Genomic DNA, 18,342 nt, shown 5'->3' with positions numbered 1-18,342 from the left:
ACCCTTCAACCCCGAATCGCTAGCCCTGGAGTTTTCCGTGTCAGATATGAATCCCGCCACCCGCGCCAAGCTGGCCGGCATCAGCACCGCCACGCTGTGCACCGCCTTGTTCAAGCGCGGCCTGCGCAACCAGTTCATCCAGGACGTGCGGCCACTGAACGCGACGCTGCCCAACATGGTCGGCCCGGCCTTCACGCTGCGCTACATCCCGGCGCGCGAGGACCTGAACACCATCAAGGTGTTCGAGGATCGCGCCCATCCGCAGCGCGCCGCGGTCGAGACCTGCCCGCCCGGCGCGGTGCTGGTGATGGACAGCCGCAAGGATCCGCGCGCGGCCTCGGCCGGCTCGATCCTGGTGACCCGCCTGATGAAGCGCGGCGTGGCCGGCGTGGTCACCGACGGCGGTTTTCGCGACTCGCCCGAGATCGCCGAACTCGGCTATCCCGCGTACCACAACCGGCCGTCCGCGCCGACCAACCTGACGCTGCACCAGGCGCTGGACATCAACGCGCCCATCGGCTGCGGCGACGTGGCCGTGTTCCCCGGCGACATCGTGGTGGGGGACCGCGAGGGCGTGGTGGTGATCCCCGCGCACCTGGCCGACGAGATCGCGGACGAAGCGGTGGAGATGACCGCGTTCGAGGACTTCGTTACCAGCCAGGTGCAGGCCGGCGCGTCGATCCTGGGCCTGTATCCGCCCACCGACCCGGCCACCAAGGACAAGTTCGCCGCCTGGCGCAAAGAACAGGGCCGTTGAGCCCTGGCGCCGGCCGACCGGCCGGCGACCCATGCCTATAAAACACAGAGGGCAGGAGACAAGCATGAACAAGCAACGTCGCAGCGCGCTGGCCGCGCTGCTGGCAGGACCGCTGCTGGGCGCGTGGGCGCTGCCGGCCGCGGCCGCCGAGTGGCCGGCGCAGAAGCCGATTTCCTACGTGGTGCCGTTTACCGTGGGCGGCTCCACCGACGTGGTCGGCCGCGTGCTGGCGCAGAAGCTGGGCGACCGGCTGCACCAGAACGTCATCGTCGAGAACAAGCCCGGCGCCGCCGGCGGCATCGGCGCCACCTACGTGGCCAAGGCCGCGCCCGACGGCTACACGCTGTTCGGCGGCACCATCAGCACCCACGCCATCAACGCCAGCCTCTACAAGAACCTGAAGTACGACCCGGTCAAGGACTTCGAGCCGGTCTCGCTGATCGCCTACCTGCCCAACGTGCTGCTGGTCGATCCGAACCTGGGCGTGAACTCGGTGGCCGACCTGATCGCGCTGCTCAAGAAAGACCCGTCCAAGCGCACCTTCGCCTCGTCCGGCGCCGGCACCTCCACCCACCTGGCCGGCGAATTGTTCTCCAGCATGATCGGCGTGCCGCTGACGCACGTACCCTACAAGGGCACGCCGCCGGCCATGGTCGACGTGTCCTCGGGCGCGGTGACGTTCATGTTCGACCAGATGACCGCCGCCTTGCCGCTCTTGCAGACCGGCAAGCTCAAGCTGCTGGCCGTCACCACCAAGGACCGCATCTCGCTGGCCCCCGACGTGCCCACCATGCAGGAGGCCGGCGTGCCCGGCTTCCAGATGGCCTCGTGGCAGGCGGTGTATGCGCCCAAGGGCACGCCCAAGCCCATTCTCGACAAGCTGGCCGCCGAGATCGCCGTGATCGTGAAGGAACCCGACGTGCAGGAAAAGCTCGGCAAGACCATGGGCATGGAACTGGTCGGCAGCACGCCCGACGAACTGCGCGCCCTGATGGCCACGGAGATTCCGCGCTGGGCGGAGGTGGTGAAGAAGTCGGGGGCGACGGTGGAGTAGCGTCGTCGCAATGGTTGGCCACTCCCCGGGGAACGTTGGATGCGAGTCCCCGGGATGGTTTCAGTGGGGCAGAATCAGGAACCGCCGCCGTCGGCGCCCCGAACGCATGATCGCAGGCAGCGTGACATTTTCGCGGGCGGATCGGTCCACCAGCGTTGCCAGTTTGTCCAGCGAATGGATCGGATGCGTATGCGCCTGTTGCTGAAAACGCTTTATCTCGTCCGCGGAACATACCCGTCGCGCGGCTTGCGGTAGTCCGTTGGCTTGCAATACCCGCAATGCGTCGGGGTGGATCAAGATGAGCAGGCTTTCGAGGGCGTCGATTCTTGATTGCAAGTGCCGTAGCGCGTCAGCTTCGGTCGAAACGCCGTAACGCTTCCAGACGGGTTCGTGGTGGGACAGGCGGTTGCGGAAGTCTCGCAAGGTCGAGACGAGATGACGGGCGTGGTCCAGCACAACGCCCGCCCGAGGGGCCGGCCACTGTCCGCGGAAGACCTGAGCCATGTGCTTGGGCCATATCAGGCCGCGTCCCAGGAATTCGCGGTCCAGGATGAACTCCCATGTCGAGAACGCCGTCTTGGCGATGACGCCGCTGTGCGGGATGGCCTGCGCGCGCTGCGTCACGGGACGTCGGCGTTGTTCCGCCAGATGGGCCCGCGTCGCCAAGGCGAAGTTCTCTCGCAGTGCCTTGACGGCATGGGGCTCTTGCGCCTGGGTGACGAATGAGCGGTAGTGCAGTTTGTTGCTTGCCCACCAGAAGCGTCCCAGGCTGACCACCAACGGGTCGATCGCGTTGCGTAGTGTGACTTCGGCGGCACTGATGAGCGGGTAGAACGCGCCGCAGACATGCGCGTTCCAGAGATAGACACCCATCAGCGCGGTGTCGTCGGGAGGCTGGAAAACGGTCTGATAGCTTTGAATGCGTTCGTTGCTGATGAGCGTATCAATCAGAATGGGCCGGTACGGCAGCGTGTGGGGCATGTCGCAGAAGCGCGCAAAAGACGGACCGATCGTCCTTTGACCGCGCTGGTTCCAAGAGTCTAGAATAGCGACTAGGTTGGTGATGGCTGCCAATGGGCGCAAGCCTACGCCCCATCATGTAAGACCTGATTCCCACCCCGGCCTGGAGCCGGGGTTTTTGTTTTCCGCGTCCGGATTCGCCGCGTCAGGGTTTCAGGTTCAGCTTCGGCACCAGCGCGTTGAAGGCCTGTTCCTGCCGCGCCACGTCGGCCGCGAATTGCGGTTGGTCGGCATATGACGGCGTCAGGTTCTGCTTGCGCATCAGGGCCTGGAAGTCCTGCGACTGCGCCACCTGGCGCGCGGCGACGCGCCATTTCTCGATGGCGTCGGCCGGGGCCGACTTCGGCAGGCCGATGCCGCGCCAGACGCTGAACTGCAGGTCGGCGCCGCGTTCCTTCATGGTCGGCACATCCGGCAGGGTATCGAGCCGCTTGGGCGCCATCACGGCCAGGGTGCGCAGCTTGCCGGTGTCCACGTGTTGCTGCAGTTCAGCATAGGCCACGGTGGTGGCCTGCACGTCGCCGGACAGCAGGCCCATGATGGCCGGAGCGGATCCCTGGTACGGCACGTGCACGAACTTCACGCCGGTCTGCTCGCCCAGCGCCGCGGCCGCCATGTGCGGCACGGTGCCGATGCCGGCGTTGGATACCGCCACCCGCTCCGGATTCTTCCGCGCGTAGTCGAGGAATTCCTCCACCGTCTTCCACGGCGCGTCGGCGCGCACGGTGACCGACGACGGATCGTCGGTGAAGCGGGCGATCGGCTGGAAGTCCTTGACGGTGGTCTTGCCGATGCCCATCAGCGGCACCACCAGCATTTCCGGCGTCATCAGCACCAGCTTGTAGCCGTCGGGCTGGGCGTTGGCCACGTACGACCAGCCGATCGAGCCGCTGGCGCCGGGCTTGTTGATCACCACGGTCGGTTGCGCCAGCAGCGGCGGGCGCACCGCCTCGGCGATGGCGCGGGCGGTGTTGTCGCTGCCGCCGCCGGGCTGGTAGGCGACCACCAGCTCCATCGAGCGGCTGGGATAGTCGGCCGCCATCGCGGCGGGGGCGGCCGCGACGCAGGCCAGGAAGGAGAGGGCGCTGAAGGCCAGCGCGGGCAGGCGGGTGCGGGTCATGGTGGCTCCGGTATCAGTAGCCCAGGGCTGAAAGATCCGCCAGTGTCTGGCGGGTGATGGCAAGGGTGCGTTCGCGTTCGTCGCCGGCCAGGTCCAGGCGCGGCGGCTTGACGGTTTCGGCGCTGCCGGTGATCAGGTGCTCGGCCAGCTTGATGTGCTGCACCAGCTTGACCACCGTGTCCAGGTGGAACAGCGGCGTCAGCGCCGCGTACAGCTTGCGGGCGCGCTTGAAGTCGCCTTCGACCGCCAGCCGCAGCAGCTCCACCGACGCTTTCGGCACGGCATTGGCCATGCCCGAGACCCAGGCAGTCACGCCCAGCGCGGCGCTCTCCAGCACCAGGTCGTCGACGCCGCAGACCACCGCCAGGCGGTCGCCGAAGCGCGTGATCAGGTCGGTCACGCGAGTGGTGTCGTAGGATTCCTCCTTGATGGCGACGATGGTCGGCTCCTCCAGCAACTGCGCCACCAGGTCCGGCGTCAGGTCGACGCCGTAGCCGCGCGGGTTGTTGTACAGCAGGATGGGCAGGGGGCTGGCCTGTGCCACGCTGCGATAGAACGCCACCGTTTCGCGCTCGTCCGACTTGTACGTCAGGCCGGGGAACACCATCAGCCCATCGACGCCGATCTGCGCTGCCTGGCGCGCGAAGGCCGCGGCGCGCGCGGTGCCGGTCTCGGCCACGCCGGACACCACCGGCACGCGGCCGCGCACGGTCTCGACCGCGATGCGCAGCACCTCCAGCTTTTCCTCGGGCGAAAGCTGGGCGTTCTCGCCCACCATGCCCATCATCACCACGCCGCCCACGCCGTTGACGATCAGGCGCTCCAGGCCCTGGCGGATGGCGTCCGCGTCCAGCGAGAAATCGGGTTTCAGTTTGGTGGTGACCGCGGGAAATACGCCTTGCCATTGAATGCTCATGCTGCCGCTCCTGTTGCGTGATCCGCCCGGTTTGTATTGTCGGGCTATTGATTGGATATTGGATCCAAAATAAAAGGGCCAGAAAAACGAGGCGCGCGGCCTCGAACCATCGCCCCGGCGAGGGCGCAGATTTCTGTTGGATCATGGATCCAATATACTCACATTAAACGGGTTCCGGACACCGGCTGTCTCTCGGGGTTTTCCTGGGCGTGGGGGCAGGTGGAACGGATCCGCCGCCGCCCGGCGTCCGCCGGGCGGAATCCTCCACCGGATGTGACGTGTCCCAGAATTCCTCTCCCGCCAGCGCCACCCAACCCCGCGCCGCCGCCGGATCCGCCGGCCGCCTGGTGCGCAAGACCGCCGTCGACCTGGTGGTCGACGAACTGCGCGACCGCATCCTGTCCGGCGCGATCGCGCCGGGCTCCGCCCTGCGCCAGGAACTGCTGGCCGAGGAACTGGGGGTGAGCCGGCTGCCGGTGCGCGAGGCGATCCGCCAGCTCAGCGCCGAAGGCCTGGTGGACATGATCGCGCACCGCGGCGCGTACGTCTCGATGCTCTCGCGGGCCGAAGTGCAGGAGTTCTTCGACATCCGCTTGCGGCTGGAGCCCTGGCTGCTGCGGCTGGCGGTGTCGCAGCACACGCCCGAGGAACTGGACGAGGCGGCGCGCATCGTGGCGCGGATGGACAGCGCCGAACCGCAGCAGTGGGGCCGGCTCAATTGGCAACTGCACGAACTGCTGTACCGCGCCGCGCAGCGGCCGGCGGCGCTGGCCATGGTGCGCGCGCTGCATGAAAAATCCGAACGCTACTTCCGCTTCCAGATCGTCAACGCGCCGATCCGCCAGCAGGCCCACGACGAGCACAGCGCCCTGATCGCGTTCTGTCGCCAGGGCCGCGCCGGCGAGGCCGAGGCGGCGCTGGAACACCACATCGCCGAAGCCGCCGAGCAGATCCTGGCGATTGTCGATCACCTGCTCGATACGACCGCGGCGCCGGCGTAGCGGCACAGCCGACGCAACAACGCCGGCCGGGGAAACTCCCTCGGCCGGCGCACAGCGGGCGCGTGTCGCGCCCGCGCCGAGTCCGCGCGGGACTCAGTTGATCTTGATATTGCGTTCCTTCACCAGCACCTTCCACTGCGCGGTTTCCTTGGCCAGGTAGTCGCGCAGTTCATCGGGCGTGCCGCCGATGGATTCGGCGCCGATCGAATCCAGCGTCGCCTTGACCTTGGGCTCGTTCAGGGCCTGGCGCATGGCGGCGTTGAGCTTGGCCACGACCTCGGGCGGCGTGCCGGCCGGCGCGAAGGCGGCGAACCACGGCATCAGCTCGTAGCCGGGCAGGCCGCTTTCGGCCACGGTGGGCACGTTGGGCAGCGCGGCCGAGCGCTTGGCGGTGGTCACCGCCAATGCGCGCAGCTTGCCGGCCTCGATGTGCGGCTTGGCCGACGTCACGCTGTCGAACATGTAGTCCACCTGGCCGCCCAGCAGGTCGGCGATGGCCGGGCCGCTGCCCTTGTAGGGCACATGCAGCATGTCGATCTTGGCCATCGACACGAACAGCTCGCCCGCCAGGTGGATCGAGGTGCCGACGCCGGCCGAGGCGTAGGTGTAGTGGTTGGGCTGCGCCTTGGCCTTGGATATCACTTCGTCCACGCTCTTGACGTCGTTGCGCGCGGGGTTGGTGACCAGCACGTTCGGCACCACCGCCAGCAGCGAGATCGGCGCGAAGTCCTTGATCGGGTCGTAGTTCAGGTCGGCGTACAGCGCCGGGTTCACGGCCATGCCGTTGGCCACGATCAGGATGGTGTAGCCGTCCGGCTTGGAACGCGCCACGCTGGCCGCGCCGATGTTGCCGCCGGCGCCGGCGCGGTTCTCGACGATGAACGAGGTGTTCAGTTGCTTGCCCATCGACTCGCCCAGGGTGCGGGCGATGCTGTCCATGGCGCCGCCCGGCGGGAACGGCACGATCCACTTGACCGGCCGGTCGGGATAGCCGTCGGCCATCGCGCCGCTGGCGGCGCCGAGCAGGGCCAGGCCCATGCAGGCCCGGGCGAGGTGTTTGAAAGCGTGGCGCAAAACCATGTCGTGTCTCCGTGTGCTTGAATTATTTTTCCGCGCGCCGATGCGTGGCCGGCGCGCGGGAACAACCGTGGGGCAGGGCGCGTCAGCGGTCCCTGCGGTAGAAAGCCAGTTTGTCTTCGTCCAGTTCCAGGCCCAGGCCCGGGCCGGAGGGGATCTCCATCTCGAAATCGGCGTAGCGCGGCGGGTTGGCGACGATGTCGTCCTTGAGCAGCAGCGGGCCGAACAGTTCGGTGCCCCACGACAGCCGCGGCAGGCAGGCAAAGCCGTGGGCCGATGCGATCGAGCCGACCGAGCCTTCCAGCATGGTGCCGCCGTACAGCGACATGCCGGCGGCGTCGCCGACGGCGGCGGTGCGCAGCATTTCGTGGATGCCGCCCGACTTGGCGATCTTCAGCGCCAGCACGTCGGCCGCGCCCAGGCGCGCGATGGCCAGCGCGTCCTCGGGGCCGTTGATGGCTTCGTCGGCCATGATGGGCACCACGAAGCGCGCCGCCAGCCGCGCCATGCCGGCCAGGTTGGCGCGCGGGATGGGTTGTTCGATCAAGTCGACGCCGGCCGCTTCCAGGCGCGCGATGGCGCCGGCCGCGTCGGCCTCGTTCCAGGCCTGGTTCACGTCCACCGTGACGCGGGCGCGCTCGCCCAGCGCCTGCTTGATGCGCGACACGTGGGCCACGTCGTCGGCCACGGCGCGGCGGCCGACCTTGAGCTTGAAGGTGTTGTGGCGGCGGCTGGCGAGCAGCGATTCGGCTTCCTCGATGTCGCGCGCGGTGTCGCCGCTGGCCAGGGTCCACAGCACCGGCAGGCTGGCGCGCACGGCGCCGCCCAGCAGGGTCGAGACCGACACGCCCAGGCGCTTGCCCTGGGCATCGAGCAGCGCGCTTTCCAGCGCCGACTTGGCGAAGCGGTTGCCGCGCGCCACGGTTTCCAGGCGCCGCATGGCGGCGTGGATGTTGGCCGCGTCCAGCCCGGCCAGCGCCGGCGCCAGGTAGGTGTCGATGGCCAGTTTGATGCCTTCCGGGCTTTCCTCGCCATACGACAGGCCGCCGATGGTGGTGGCCTCGCCGATGCCTTCGATGCCGTCGCTGCAGCGCAGGCGCACGATCACCAGCGTCTGGCGCTGCATCACGGCCATGGCGAGCTGGTGGGCGCGGATGGTCGGCAGATCCACCAGGATCGCCTCGACCGAGTTTATCGTTACCGGATTCATACTTTCCAGAGCAGGTTCTTCAGGTGACGTGCAGTATCGCTTGCGTTAGATCGCCAAGTCCAAGACTATATGGGTCTCCATTTATACCTTCAGGGTTTGGATAAACCATGGAACTCAGGCACCTGCGCTACTTCCAGGCGGTGGCGCGCGAGGGCAGCTTCACCCGCGCCGCCGAAGCGCTGCACATGGCGCAGCCACCGCTCAGCCGCCAGATCCGCCAGATGGAAGAGGAACTGGGCGTCGCGCTGTTCGAACGCACCACCCGCGCCCTGCGCCTGACCGAGGCCGGGCGCTTTCTGCTGGAGCAGTCGCGGCTGCTGACCGCAAGGCTGGACGAAGTGCTGGAGGGCACGCGCCGGCTGGGCCAGGCGCGGCGGCGCTGGTTCGGCATCGGCTTCGTGCCCTCGACGCTATACGGCTTCGTGCCCGAGCTGATCCGCCAATTGCGCGGCGCCGACGCGCAGGTGGAGGTCGGGCTGATGGAAATGACTACGCTGCCGCAACTGGAGGCGCTCAAGGCCGGCCGCATCGACCTGGGTATCGGCCGCATTTTGCTGGACGATCCGGCGATCGAGCGCCGTGTCCTGATGACCGAGCCGCTGATGGCCGCCGTGCCGCTGCGGCATCCGCTGGCCGGCTGCGACAGCGTGTCGGTCGACCGGCTGGCGCAGGAGCCGTTCCTGCTGTATCCGGCGCGGCCGCGGCCCAACTTCGCCGACCATGTGCTGGACCTGTTCCGCGCCGCCGGCCACGCGCCGCAGGTGGCGCAGGAGGCCAACGAGCTGCAGACCGCCATCGGCCTGGTGGCGGCCGGACTGGGCGTGACGGTGGTGCCGGCCTCGGTGCAGCGCCTGCAGCGGCGCGACGTGGCTCACGTGCGCATCGACGCCGAGGCCTTCGTGTCGCCGGTGATCGCCAGCTATCGCAAGGACGACGCCTCGCCGTTCCTGGCGCAGGCGCTGGCCCTGGCGGCGCAATTGGCCAAGGGGTAACAAAGCGTAGACGGAACGGTTACGGCCCGCCCGCTTGCGGCACACTACGCGCTTGCCATTCCCGTGCTTCCAATAACAACCGTCATAGGGACTCTCGCAATGCTGACCGTCAACATCCAGAACAAGGCCAAATGGCTGTTTTCCCAATTGGGGCAACTGGTCATCGCCGTGGGCCTGCTGTCGCTGGTATTCAACTATGCCTACCGCTACACGGTCGACCGCGACATCAATACGCCGGGCTTCTATCTGGCCACCGTGGCGCTGGCGCTGGTCGTGTTCCTGGCGGTCCGCAAGGACTATGTGTTCGTGAACCGATACGCCTTCAGCGACAGCGAAATCCAGGTCGGCACGCTGCTGGGCGTGAAGAAAACCTACCCCACGTCGCAGTATGAATTCGTGCCGTCGCTGCACAAGGCGGTGAACGTGCCCGAGCAGAAAGCGTCGCTGTCTTTCTACGTGCGCGATGCGCAGAGCAAGAAGAACGTGCGCAACTATTCCTGGGCCGGGTTCTCGCCCGAGGATTTCCAGGCGGTTTCGCGCCTGTACGGGTATCGCGGCGAGACCGATTTCAAGCAGAAGGACTTCGGCAAGCGCTAGCCGCGCGTCATGCCTTGCGGCAGACCCAGCCCTTGAACGTCAGCGCCGCGTAGAACAATTCGACGTCGGTGAAACCGGCCTCGCGCAGCAAGGCTTCATCGGCTTCGGGCGCCAGCACGGGCAGCTTTTCCCGCATTGCCTGCATGCCGCTGCGCGCCTGTTCGGCGGGCACGCCGGCCGCCACCACGAAGGCGGCGTTGCGCGCCAGCCAGGCGTCGCGTCGTTCGAGCGGAAAGCTGTGGTGGGCGACGATGAACGGCGCGCCGGGCCTGAGGCGGCGCGCGACCTCACGGACGGTCCTGAGGCGTTCGGCGGCGGGCAGGAAATGCAGCGTCAGCAGGCAGGTGGCGCCGTCGAAAGGGCCTTCGGGCGCGTCGTCGATATAGCCCTGGTGCAGCGCGGCGCGCGGGGCCAGGTCGCCCAATGTGGCGGTGGCCTGGCGCAGCATGTCGGCCGACGGATCGACGCCGTCCAGGCGCCAGCCTGGCCGCGTCTCGGCCAGCGTCCGCAGCTCCAGCCCGCCGCCGGCGCCGAGTACCAGGAGGCGGCCGTCGTCCGGCGCCTGCTCGGTCATCAGCAGGCCGATCATGCGGTGCAGGTCGCGCAGGCCGGGGACGTGGCGCGCGACCCGTTCGGCGTAGTCGTCGGAGGCGCCGGGCGTATTGGTAAAGGACATCGATGACTCCGGGCGGGACGGCGGCCAGGGCGGCGCGCCGTTATCATGAAACATATGATGTTTCATGATGGCCCCGGCGTCAAGCGGCGTGGCGACGACCGCGACCGGCCTTGGGGGTGACTCGGGGACCGCCGCCCGCAGGGAGATTCAAGCCGAGCGGCTTGGGGAATTCAGGCCGCGATGGAGAGCGCCCGCGCCGCGCCGGGAAAGTCCGGCAGCACGATATCGCAATGGCCGGGGCGGACCCAGCGCACCCGCTCGCGGGTGGCGTCGATGCAGCCGCCTTCGGCGTACACGCCCTGCGGGTCGCGGATCCGCATCATGCGTTCAAGGATGATGGCGGTGGCCTCGGGGTCGGCCAGGGTCTCGTGCACGCGTTCCTTGACGATCTGTTCATCGATATGGCGCTTGCCCGCGGCGTCGGTGCGCAGGCCGTGGCGCCAGTGGTAGATCTCGACGCACTTGGACGTCAGCGTGTACGGCGCGCCGCGTTCCCAGAAATTGTTGAACAGGCCGCCGCCCAGGTAGAACACCCAGGACCCTTCGTAGCCTTCGACGTCCGACGATTCGGCGTCGGGGTTGCGGAACCAGAGCCTGTCTCCCGGTACGTAGAAACGCTGCGGCAAGGGCGCGTCGAGCGCGCCGTATTCGTGCAGGAAGGTGTCGTGGAAACTGCCGGACATGACCGCGCGCGTTTCCCATTGGCGCTGCAGCCGGCGGCCGAGCTCGGGGTTGGCGGTCTGCAGTTCCTGCGCGATGCCGAGCACGGTGACGTATTCGGTGGCGCGGTAGCACGAGAACGAATACAACTGGCCCGAGGCCTCGGGCTGGGTGGCCTTGCGCAGCCCGTCGATCAGCGAGCGGCCCGGCAACACTGTGAAGCCGCGCACCTCGTCGTAGGTCCAGTAGTCCTCGGGCCGCTCGGCGTGTTCGGTGTCGAAGGCCAGCGCGGTCTTGCCGGCGGCCTGCACGATGTAGCGACGGATGCGCACGGCCGAGGCCAGTTCCGCCACGCTGGGGAAGTCGAAGGCGACCGGGCTGGCCAGCATCGCCAGCACGATCTCGCGGTCCAGGTCGGCTTCGTTGGCGTCGGTGCGCAGGCTCAGCGCCCGCGCCACGCCGGTGGTGTCGTGGTCGGGCAGGTAGCTGGCGGCGAAGCCTGGGGTGAGCGCGGCATGCACGCCGGTGGCGCCGGTTCGCGCCTGGCAATTGGCGGCGGCGCGCAGCCCAAGGTCGGACAGGAAGCGTTGCGTCGTTTCCAACGCCTCGGCGGCGTGGATGACAATTCCGCCCTGATCGGGAGAAGGCTGCTGCGGGGATGACGGCATGGAATACGAACCGGAAGACAACGGACAGATTATGGATAAGCGCACACGGGGCAGAGTTCCCGTCAAGCTGCAAAGGCGCGTGAATATCTGTTTCAGGCCGTGCCGGCTCGTGGAAGCCATCCCGTGGGGTCTGATCGATTGTAGGGGTGATGCCTTAATATCAGCTGTATGAATACGGCTCGCCAGCCGCAAGATTGTCATGGCGCTGTCACGCGCTAGGGCATCCGGCGCCTGGCATGACAGGCCGGCACGGTGCCGGTCCGAGACTGGATTGACGTCGGGAGGCGACGCGCAGATGATCCATCCCTTGTCCGCCGGCGTGATGGCCTTGTATCAGGCGCATGCGGCGGCGTTCGAGCGCGACCGCGGCGCCGCGTTGATCGAGCGCGCCTGGCTGGCCGACTTCCTGGCGGCGTTGCCGACGGCCACGCCGCGGGTGCTGGACATCGGCTGCGGCACCGGCGTGCCGATCGCCGGCCACCTGATCGAGCACGGCTGCCGGATTACCGGTGTCGATAGTTCGACCGCATTGCTGGCGCGCGCCGCCGCGCGCTTTCCCGAACAGGCGTGGATCGCCGCGGACATGCGCCAACTGCCTTGCGCCGGGCCGTTCGACGGCCTGATCGCGTGGCACAGTTTTTTCCATCTGTCGCCCGAGGACCAGCGGCCCATGTTCGCGCAGTTCCGGCGCCTGGCGGCGCCGGGCGCGGCGCTGATGTTCACCAGCGGCACGACGCTGGGCGAGGCCATCGGCCAGCTCGACGGCCAGCCGCTTTATCACGGCAGCCTGGACAGCGCCGAATACCGCGAGCTGCTCGCGGCCAACGGCTTCGAGGTATTGCGCCACGTCGAATGGGACGCCGCTTGCGGCAACGCGACGGTGTGGCTGGCCAGGCGGACCTGAGCCAGGCGGGGCGACGGGCCGTCAGGTCATAGATGCGGATCGCGCAGGATCGCCCGGATCCTGAGGAAGGCGTAGGCGGCGCAGCCCAGCGCGATCAGCACCACGAGCCAGGCATACGCCTTCTTGCGCTGCTTGTTGGACCAGGCGCTATCGTAGGTGGCCACCGGATCCCACAACACCTTGCCGTCCATCTGGCGCACCCCATGAACCCTGATGGGCACGTGCACGCTGAACATCTGGCCCTCGTAGACGTTCTTCAGGTCATTCGGCTCGCGGTCGGTCAGCAGTTCCAAGGTCCTTGGCAGGACGAGGCCGGTCACAACGGCGCCCGCCTCGAACGCCACGTCGGGATAGTCGTTCGAGAAATAGCAAAGAGGCCTGTAGCCGCTGTTCTGCCGGGAGCTGGCGGTCCGCGTGTAGGGGCATCCGGCCAACTTGTCCACACGCACGACGACGGCGTGCAGCGTGGCGGGATCGGGCGGCAGGTACGCCTTGTTCGCGGCGTCGAAGAGATCGCGGGACAAAATCAGTAGCATCAGGCAGAGGAACAGTGCACTTAGCGGGCGCTTGAAGCGCGCCTTGATCTCGCTCCATTCGCTCATTGGTCTGGCCTCTTCGATTGCCGTATTGTGGTGGGCGGGGGTAGGCGCGCGAATCCGGGTGGCGCATGCTCCGCCATCAGTTCCGCGACCCAGTCGATGAACACCCGCAGCTTGGCGCTGACGTGGCGGTTGGGCGGGAAGGCGATGTAGAGCGGCATCGGGTCCAGTTGCCAGTCCTCGAATAGCGGCATGAGCTCGCCGCGCGCGGCATGTTCGCGCGCCATGTAGTCGGGCAGCCACAGCACGCCCATGCCAGCCAGGCCCGCCGCCAGATAGGCGTTGCCGTCGTCCACCGCGACCACGTAGCGGCCGTGTGCGTGGACGCGTTCGTCGCCGCGCCGCATGGCGTAGGGCAGGGGCTTGCCGCTGCGCGACCAGAGGAAGCCGACGATGCGGTGGTGGCTGTCCTCGAGGTCGCGCGGATGCGCGGGCGCGCCGGCCCGTTGCAGGTAGGTGGGCGCGGCATAGACGCGCAATTGCAGGTCGCCGACGCGCCGCGCCATCAGTGACTGGTCGGTCAGTTCGCCGCCGCGCACCACGCAGTCGACGTTTTCGCCGATCACGTCGACGATGCGGTCGCTCACGCCCATGTCGAGCTGGATATCCGGATAACGCGCGTGGAAGGCGGGCAGGGCGGGCACCAGGATCATGCGCGCCAGCGGGCTGGGCACGTCGACCCGCAGGCGCCCGCGCGGCACGGACGCGGCCACGGACAGGCTGGTTTCGGCGTCGTCCATGTCGGCCAGCAGCCGCAGCACGCGCTCGTAGTAGACCGCGCCGTCGGCGGTGACGTTGACCTTGCGGGTGGTGCGGTTGAGCAGCCGCACGCGCAGGCGGGCCTCGAGCTGCTGCACCAGTTGCGTGACGCTGGTCTTGCTCATGTGCAGCGTCTCGGCCGCTTTGGTGAAGCTGCCGGTTTCCACCACGCGGGCGAAGGCCTGCATTGCGTCGAAACGGTCCATCGCCACTCCAGGGGATCAGGGGATTGTTTGCATTTTACAAACAGTGATGGACAAGCTTGCCCGTTTATCGGCGGCGGCGCCGTCCGTACAGTGCCTGCATCATCAATACGGGCTTCAAGGCCCGGGACAGGAGAATGAGTATGGCAACGCGTGATGTGGTTTTTCCGGCCGGGCGCCAGGCGCTGTATGAACGCAACCGCTATTCGCCGGCGGTGCGGTCGAATGGCTTTCTGTTCGTGTCGGGCCAGGTGGGCAGCCGCGAGGACGGCTCGCCCGAACCCGATCTGCAGGCGCAGGTGCGGCAGGCGTTCGACAACCTGAACGCGATCCTGAAGGCGGCGGGCGCCAGCTTCGAGGACGTGATTGACGTGACGGTGTTCATGGTGGATCCGGCGTCCCGCTTCGAGACCATCTGGCAGGTGGTGCCGGAATACTGGGGCCAGGCGCCGCATCCGACGCTGACGGCGGTTGGCGTGACCTGGCTGTACGGCTTCGATTTCGAGATCAAGGTGATCGCGAAACTGCCGCGGGACGCCTAGCCGGCCCTGGCGGCGGGGCAAGAAAAGCGACGGGGCAGGCCGGCGGGATCGCCGGGCCTGCCCCGTTTTGCGTGCCTCGTCGTATCAGCCGCGCAGACGCGCCACGGCTTGCGCCAGGTCTTCCTGCTTGCGGATCAGGGCGGCTTCGACCTGGTCGCGCGGGGTGCGGGTGTCGTCGCGGTGGCTGGTCAGGTCGGCCGCGCGCAGCAGGCCCATCAGGTCCTGGGTGCGGGTCTGGGTGGTGGGCGTGATGCGGCTCTGGTCGACCAGCTTGCCCTTGACGAACTTGCTCACCAGGGTCGACATGGTGCTGGACTCGGTGAACGAGGCCTGGGCCAGTTCGCCGTCTTCGTAGGCGATGTCGGTGCGGTTGCTGTAATCGTCGCGGATCTGGTGGAACGCGTAGTTCTGCGACTCGGGGTCCTTGGTCAGGTTCAGCTTCTGATCGGGCGAGAGCGCGCGGTGGAAGCTGGCGTTCAGCGACGATTGCTGCTGTTGCGTGATCGCCAGGTCGAGCTGGGGCCGGCCGCTGGAGGTGGTGTTCTGCGAGGTCTCGTAGGAGAAGGTGTCGAATTCGCGCGGCTGCAACGGATTGGACGCGACCGGGGCCTGGTTGATCGAGGCGGAGAAGTCGGCCAGGCCGGACAGCATGGTGCGATGCACTTCGGCCGGCATGCCCAGGCGCGTCGTGGTCTTGCCTTCCGGCGCCCAGTCGCCGTAGCTCTTGTGCAGGTCCGCGAAACCCGACTTGAACAGGGCCATCAGCGTGGCATCGCCTTCGCCGCGCTTCTGGGCGCTGTCGAACTTGCTCAGGTAGTTGTTGATGGCGGTCGTCTGCTGCTGGGCGCTGCCGAACTGGCTGGGCTGGCTGGCGTCGACGTTGATCTGGGCCGAGCCGGCCACGGTCTTGACCGTCAGCGAGCGTTGACCCGCGTCGGCCTGGAAATTGAAGCTGACGCGGTCGGGGCCCTCGGCGCCGACCGTGGCTTCCAGCGACACCGACGACAGCACGCTGGTGTTGAACTTGGCCAGCGCGCCCAGCGCCAGCTTGGGCGGCACCGAGGCCAGGCCATCGACGGCGTCCTGGAATGATTTGGACAGGCCGGCGATGGCGCTGCGTTCTTCCTCGGTGAGCTTGGCATCGCCCACGTCGATCTGCACGCCCAGGCCCTTTTCATTGCTTTCCAGGGTCACCGTGACCTTGGCGCCGCTGGCGGTGGTGATGCGCAGCGAGACCGAGTTGTCGGCCACGGCCGCGCCCTGGGGGGCGGCGATGCCGTCCACCGGGGCGGCGGCGCGGGCCGAGGGGATCGTCAGCGCGTAGTTGCCGCCATCGTTCTGCATGCGGCCCAGCAGGGCCGCGGCCAGGCCCTTGAACTGGCCGGTCAGCGAGGCGGCGCGGACGTTGTCGGACATCAGCGAGGAGAGCGCGTCGGGTTCCTGCACCTGCCCGGCAGCGACCGACTCGGGAGAATAGGTCAGCACGTTGGTCGGCTGGCCCAGCGTCACCGAGGTGGACGCGGGGATGTCGGGGCTGCGGTTGACGGTGGTGACGCGGGACACCCCGGGCGCCGGCGCCTGCGGGGCGATGACGAGCGGCGGGGTGTAGCTGGAGATCGTGGTCATGTCAGTGGTAGTCCTGGCGGGCAACAACTGCCCAATGAGGCTTGCCGGGGAGTATCACCATGACTAACGGCGGGCGCGGCGAAAAATTAATCTGCCGGTGATATTTATTTTTGCTTTTTGGAAGGCATTTATATTCAGTTAAGTGACAGCTTTGCGGGATTCCAAAAATAATGTCGACAAAACAGATGCCGCGCATCGCGAGATAATCGATGCGCGCGGGCGACGCCTTTCATGCACCGCCGCGGGCCTTATTTCACGACATAATTCTTCGCTTCATTTTCACCGGCCCATTTACGCAGCGCGGCGATGAATTCCGGGCAGACGTTGCCGTCGACGGTGGAATCGACAATCACGCTGTCTTTCATGCGCATCAGCACCTTGCATTCATAAATGCGGGTGCGGCCCTGGTAATAACCGCTGGTGCTTTGCTGGAATACCGGCGTCGCGGCGGTCGTGTTGGTGGCCGGGATCATGCCGACGACCTGCTGGCTGGTGCCGGTCGTCACCCATTCCTGGTAAGGCGCGGCCTGGTAGTCGGACCACTCCAGTTCCATGGTGTTGCCGACTGCGCGTTTCCGGGACGGCTCGCCCAGCGCCGCGATGGCGTCGTTGATCGAGCGGCCCTGCATGTTGCGGGCGACGTTGACGCTGGGAGAGAACGACAGGCCTTCCGAGAAGACCCGGCTGAGCGAGGGCAACGAGGAGCTGCCGCCGGAGGGCATCGGGGCGCATCCGGCCAGGCTGGCGGCGGCGATCAGGCTGGCGGCCAGGCGCAGCGTCGGACGGCGGGCGGAAAGGGGCGAGGGGAAGATCATGGCTTGTGGTCGGCGCTCCGTGTCGGTCGGGCGCGGCGGCTGCGATTGCGGGCCGGGCGCCAGGCGTTTTGTTTCTCTTCGTGACAGGCCGGGGTGGCCAGCCCTGCGACGGGAGAATGATTGCAGACTGACAGCCTGCTTACGAAATGTCCGCCATTTTTACCGATAAACGGGGCCAGCTTCCTTGCGCCAATGGTGAAATTTGTTACTCAATATGCCCGCGTCGTATTGGCAAAGGGGACGGACCGACCGATCCGCTTTGCTAAGATCGTGGCCGCTGAATCCACCCGATCCGGACACCGACCATGCTATTTGCCCGATTTTCCCCGACCATCCGCGCGGCGCTCGGCGCGCTGGCGTTGATGGCCGGCCTGCTCGCGCCGCAGGCGCACGCCGACAAACTGTATGGCGGCATTGCGACGGATGGCAAGCACGCCAAGATCTATTGGGCGCTGCCCGAGGATTCGGAAAAGGCGGCCGAAGCGGCGGCGTTGGCGGCCTGCCGCAAGGGCGGCGGCAAGGACTGCAAATCGCTGAGCTGGTTTTCGGACAGTTGTATGACGTATGCCCGCAATACCTCGAACGACCTGTTCCCCGGCAACAGCGTGTCGCCGGAAATGGCGGCCAAGAAGGCGATCCGACGCTGCACCGCCGGCAGCCCCAACGGCAAATGCTGGTTGACCACGATGCCGCTGTGCGTCGGGCCGGGCTACAGCGCGCAGGACATGGAAGCGGCCAGAAGGGCCACGCCCGCCGAGCTGGAAGCCCTGTCCGCCAAGCTCAACGACCGCGAATACTGGGGCGCCGTCGCCGAGAAGGACTCGGGCGACCTGACGTACTCGGACGGCTACCCCAATGAGAAGGACGCCCTCAACCAACTGCTGGAATGGGATGAATGCACCGGCTGCACCAAGGTGCTGACCTACCGCGACACCTGCGTCGGCATGGCCTGGGCCAAGGGCGTGAAGGGGCGCGGCACCAGCTACACCGCGCTCGATCCGGATCCGAAGGCGGCGCGCGATGCGGCGCGCAACACCTGCAGCGCCAAGAGCGGCCTGCCCAATTGCGTGGCGATGGTGCGCTGCTCGGGCCGTCCCTACATCAGCGGTTATGCCGGCGAGGACGAAAAGGCCAATTGAGATCGCC

The 18,342-nt window shown here is 67.2% G+C and carries 19 protein-coding genes; 8 read left to right on the top strand and 11 right to left on the bottom strand.

Going from position 1 to position 18,342, the window contains the following annotated elements; all coding sequences use genetic code 11:
- Nucleotides 1-46 precede the first annotated feature (46 nt).
- Together ACUDCK_RS14695 and ACUDCK_RS14690 are read left to right on the top strand one after the other, a co-directional pair.
- Nucleotides 47-757 (top strand): ribonuclease activity regulator RraA, encoded by a 711-nt coding sequence (locus ACUDCK_RS14695; protein WP_049073996.1) that lies wholly within the window; start codon nucleotides 47-49, stop codon nucleotides 755-757.
- 64 nt (nucleotides 758-821) lie between these two features.
- Nucleotides 822-1,811 (top strand): Bug family tripartite tricarboxylate transporter substrate binding protein, encoded by a 990-nt coding sequence (locus ACUDCK_RS14690; RefSeq protein WP_006395211.1) that lies wholly within the window; start codon nucleotides 822-824, stop codon nucleotides 1,809-1,811.
- Nucleotides 1,812-1,871: 60 nt separating this feature from the next.
- On the opposite strand, the gene ACUDCK_RS14685 is transcribed toward ACUDCK_RS14690, so the two are convergent.
- From ACUDCK_RS14685 to ACUDCK_RS14675, 3 genes are all read right to left on the bottom strand, one after another.
- A complete protein-coding gene (locus ACUDCK_RS14685; protein WP_336235369.1) occupies nucleotides 1,872-2,885 on the bottom strand; it encodes a CAAX protease in 1,014 nt (337 codons plus the stop codon).
- A gap of 91 nt (nucleotides 2,886-2,976) precedes the next feature.
- Complete coding sequence (locus ACUDCK_RS14680; protein ID WP_064525366.1) at nucleotides 2,977-3,951, bottom strand: tripartite tricarboxylate transporter substrate binding protein; 975 nt, start codon at nucleotides 3,949-3,951, stop codon at nucleotides 2,977-2,979.
- Nucleotides 3,952-3,964: 13 nt separating this feature from the next.
- The gene (locus tag ACUDCK_RS14675) at nucleotides 3,965-4,867 is read right to left on the bottom strand and encodes a dihydrodipicolinate synthase family protein (protein ID WP_064525362.1); all 903 of its coding nucleotides are present in this window, start codon (nucleotides 4,865-4,867) and stop codon (nucleotides 3,965-3,967) included.
- Nucleotides 4,868-5,145: 278 nt separating this feature from the next.
- Here ACUDCK_RS14675 and ACUDCK_RS14670 point away from each other — a divergent pair, with 278 nt between their 5' ends.
- Complete coding sequence (locus ACUDCK_RS14670) at nucleotides 5,146-5,868, top strand: GntR family transcriptional regulator (protein WP_374700862.1); 723 nt, start codon at nucleotides 5,146-5,148, stop codon at nucleotides 5,866-5,868.
- Nucleotides 5,869-5,961: 93 nt separating this feature from the next.
- On the opposite strand, the gene ACUDCK_RS14665 is transcribed toward ACUDCK_RS14670, so the two are convergent.
- Both ACUDCK_RS14665 and ACUDCK_RS14660 read right to left on the bottom strand, forming a co-directional pair.
- A complete protein-coding gene (locus tag ACUDCK_RS14665; protein ID WP_155865960.1) occupies nucleotides 5,962-6,948 on the bottom strand; it encodes a tripartite tricarboxylate transporter substrate binding protein in 987 nt (328 codons plus the stop codon).
- A gap of 82 nt (nucleotides 6,949-7,030) precedes the next feature.
- Complete coding sequence (locus ACUDCK_RS14660; protein WP_175167973.1) at nucleotides 7,031-8,155, bottom strand: muconate/chloromuconate family cycloisomerase; 1,125 nt, start codon at nucleotides 8,153-8,155, stop codon at nucleotides 7,031-7,033.
- A 107-nt stretch (nucleotides 8,156-8,262) separates the two neighbouring features.
- On the opposite strand from ACUDCK_RS14660, the gene ACUDCK_RS14655 reads away from it, so the two are divergent.
- A complete protein-coding gene (locus ACUDCK_RS14655; protein WP_047990854.1) occupies nucleotides 8,263-9,147 on the top strand; it encodes a LysR family transcriptional regulator in 885 nt (294 codons plus the stop codon).
- 99 nt (nucleotides 9,148-9,246) lie between these two features.
- Nucleotides 9,247-9,744, top strand: coding sequence for a hypothetical protein (locus ACUDCK_RS14650; protein ID WP_054504231.1), 498 nt, complete (start codon nucleotides 9,247-9,249; stop codon nucleotides 9,742-9,744).
- Nucleotides 9,745-9,751: 7 nt separating this feature from the next.
- On the opposite strand, the gene ACUDCK_RS14645 is transcribed toward ACUDCK_RS14650, so the two are convergent.
- Nucleotides 9,752-10,420: a class I SAM-dependent methyltransferase gene (locus ACUDCK_RS14645; protein ID WP_064525354.1), complete on the bottom strand. Its 669-nt coding sequence runs from the start codon at nucleotides 10,418-10,420 to the stop codon at nucleotides 9,752-9,754.
- 170 nt (nucleotides 10,421-10,590) lie between these two features.
- A complete protein-coding gene (locus ACUDCK_RS14640; RefSeq protein ID WP_054504230.1) occupies nucleotides 10,591-11,748 on the bottom strand; it encodes a hypothetical protein in 1,158 nt (385 codons plus the stop codon).
- Nucleotides 11,749-12,043: 295 nt separating this feature from the next.
- On the opposite strand from ACUDCK_RS14640, the gene ACUDCK_RS14635 reads away from it, so the two are divergent.
- Entirely contained in the window at nucleotides 12,044-12,652 is a 609-nt protein-coding gene (locus ACUDCK_RS14635; protein WP_054504229.1) for a class I SAM-dependent DNA methyltransferase, read from the top strand.
- A 26-nt stretch (nucleotides 12,653-12,678) separates the two neighbouring features.
- On the opposite strand, the gene ACUDCK_RS14630 is transcribed toward ACUDCK_RS14635, so the two are convergent.
- Both ACUDCK_RS14630 and ACUDCK_RS14625 read right to left on the bottom strand, forming a co-directional pair.
- The gene (locus ACUDCK_RS14630) at nucleotides 12,679-13,254 is read right to left on the bottom strand and encodes a hypothetical protein (RefSeq protein WP_064525347.1); all 576 of its coding nucleotides are present in this window, start codon (nucleotides 13,252-13,254) and stop codon (nucleotides 12,679-12,681) included.
- Nucleotides 13,251-14,216: a LysR family transcriptional regulator gene (locus ACUDCK_RS14625; protein ID WP_175167972.1), complete on the bottom strand. Its 966-nt coding sequence runs from the start codon at nucleotides 14,214-14,216 to the stop codon at nucleotides 13,251-13,253. The genes ACUDCK_RS14630 and ACUDCK_RS14625 overlap by 4 nt, the downstream gene beginning before the upstream one ends.
- Nucleotides 14,217-14,356: 140 nt before the next feature.
- On the opposite strand from ACUDCK_RS14625, the gene ACUDCK_RS14620 reads away from it, so the two are divergent.
- Entirely contained in the window at nucleotides 14,357-14,755 is a 399-nt protein-coding gene (locus ACUDCK_RS14620; RefSeq protein ID WP_100504811.1) for a RidA family protein, read from the top strand.
- An 84-nt stretch (nucleotides 14,756-14,839) separates the two neighbouring features.
- Here the strand turns inward: ACUDCK_RS14620 and ACUDCK_RS14615 are convergent, their stop codons facing one another.
- Nucleotides 14,840-16,381 carry a hypothetical protein gene (locus tag ACUDCK_RS14615; RefSeq protein WP_175167971.1) on the bottom strand — a complete coding sequence of 514 codons (1,542 nt, stop codon included), beginning with the start codon at nucleotides 16,379-16,381 and terminating at the stop codon, nucleotides 14,840-14,842.
- Nucleotides 16,382-16,629: 248 nt separating this feature from the next.
- Entirely contained in the window at nucleotides 16,630-17,196 is a 567-nt protein-coding gene (locus tag ACUDCK_RS14610) for a hypothetical protein (RefSeq protein ID WP_054504225.1), read from the bottom strand.
- A gap of 305 nt (nucleotides 17,197-17,501) precedes the next feature.
- Between ACUDCK_RS14610 and ACUDCK_RS14605 the strand changes: the two genes are divergently transcribed.
- Nucleotides 17,502-18,335 (top strand): DUF4189 domain-containing protein, encoded by an 834-nt coding sequence (locus ACUDCK_RS14605; protein WP_175167970.1) that lies wholly within the window; start codon nucleotides 17,502-17,504, stop codon nucleotides 18,333-18,335.
- The last annotated feature ends 7 nt before the right edge of the window (nucleotides 18,336-18,342 follow it).

Source organism: Achromobacter sp. CF-sbj1-Ac2-l, from assembly GCF_052698165.1.
Note: the sequence above shows the minus strand (reverse complement) of the source record. Positions and strands in the feature narration are given on the sequence as shown.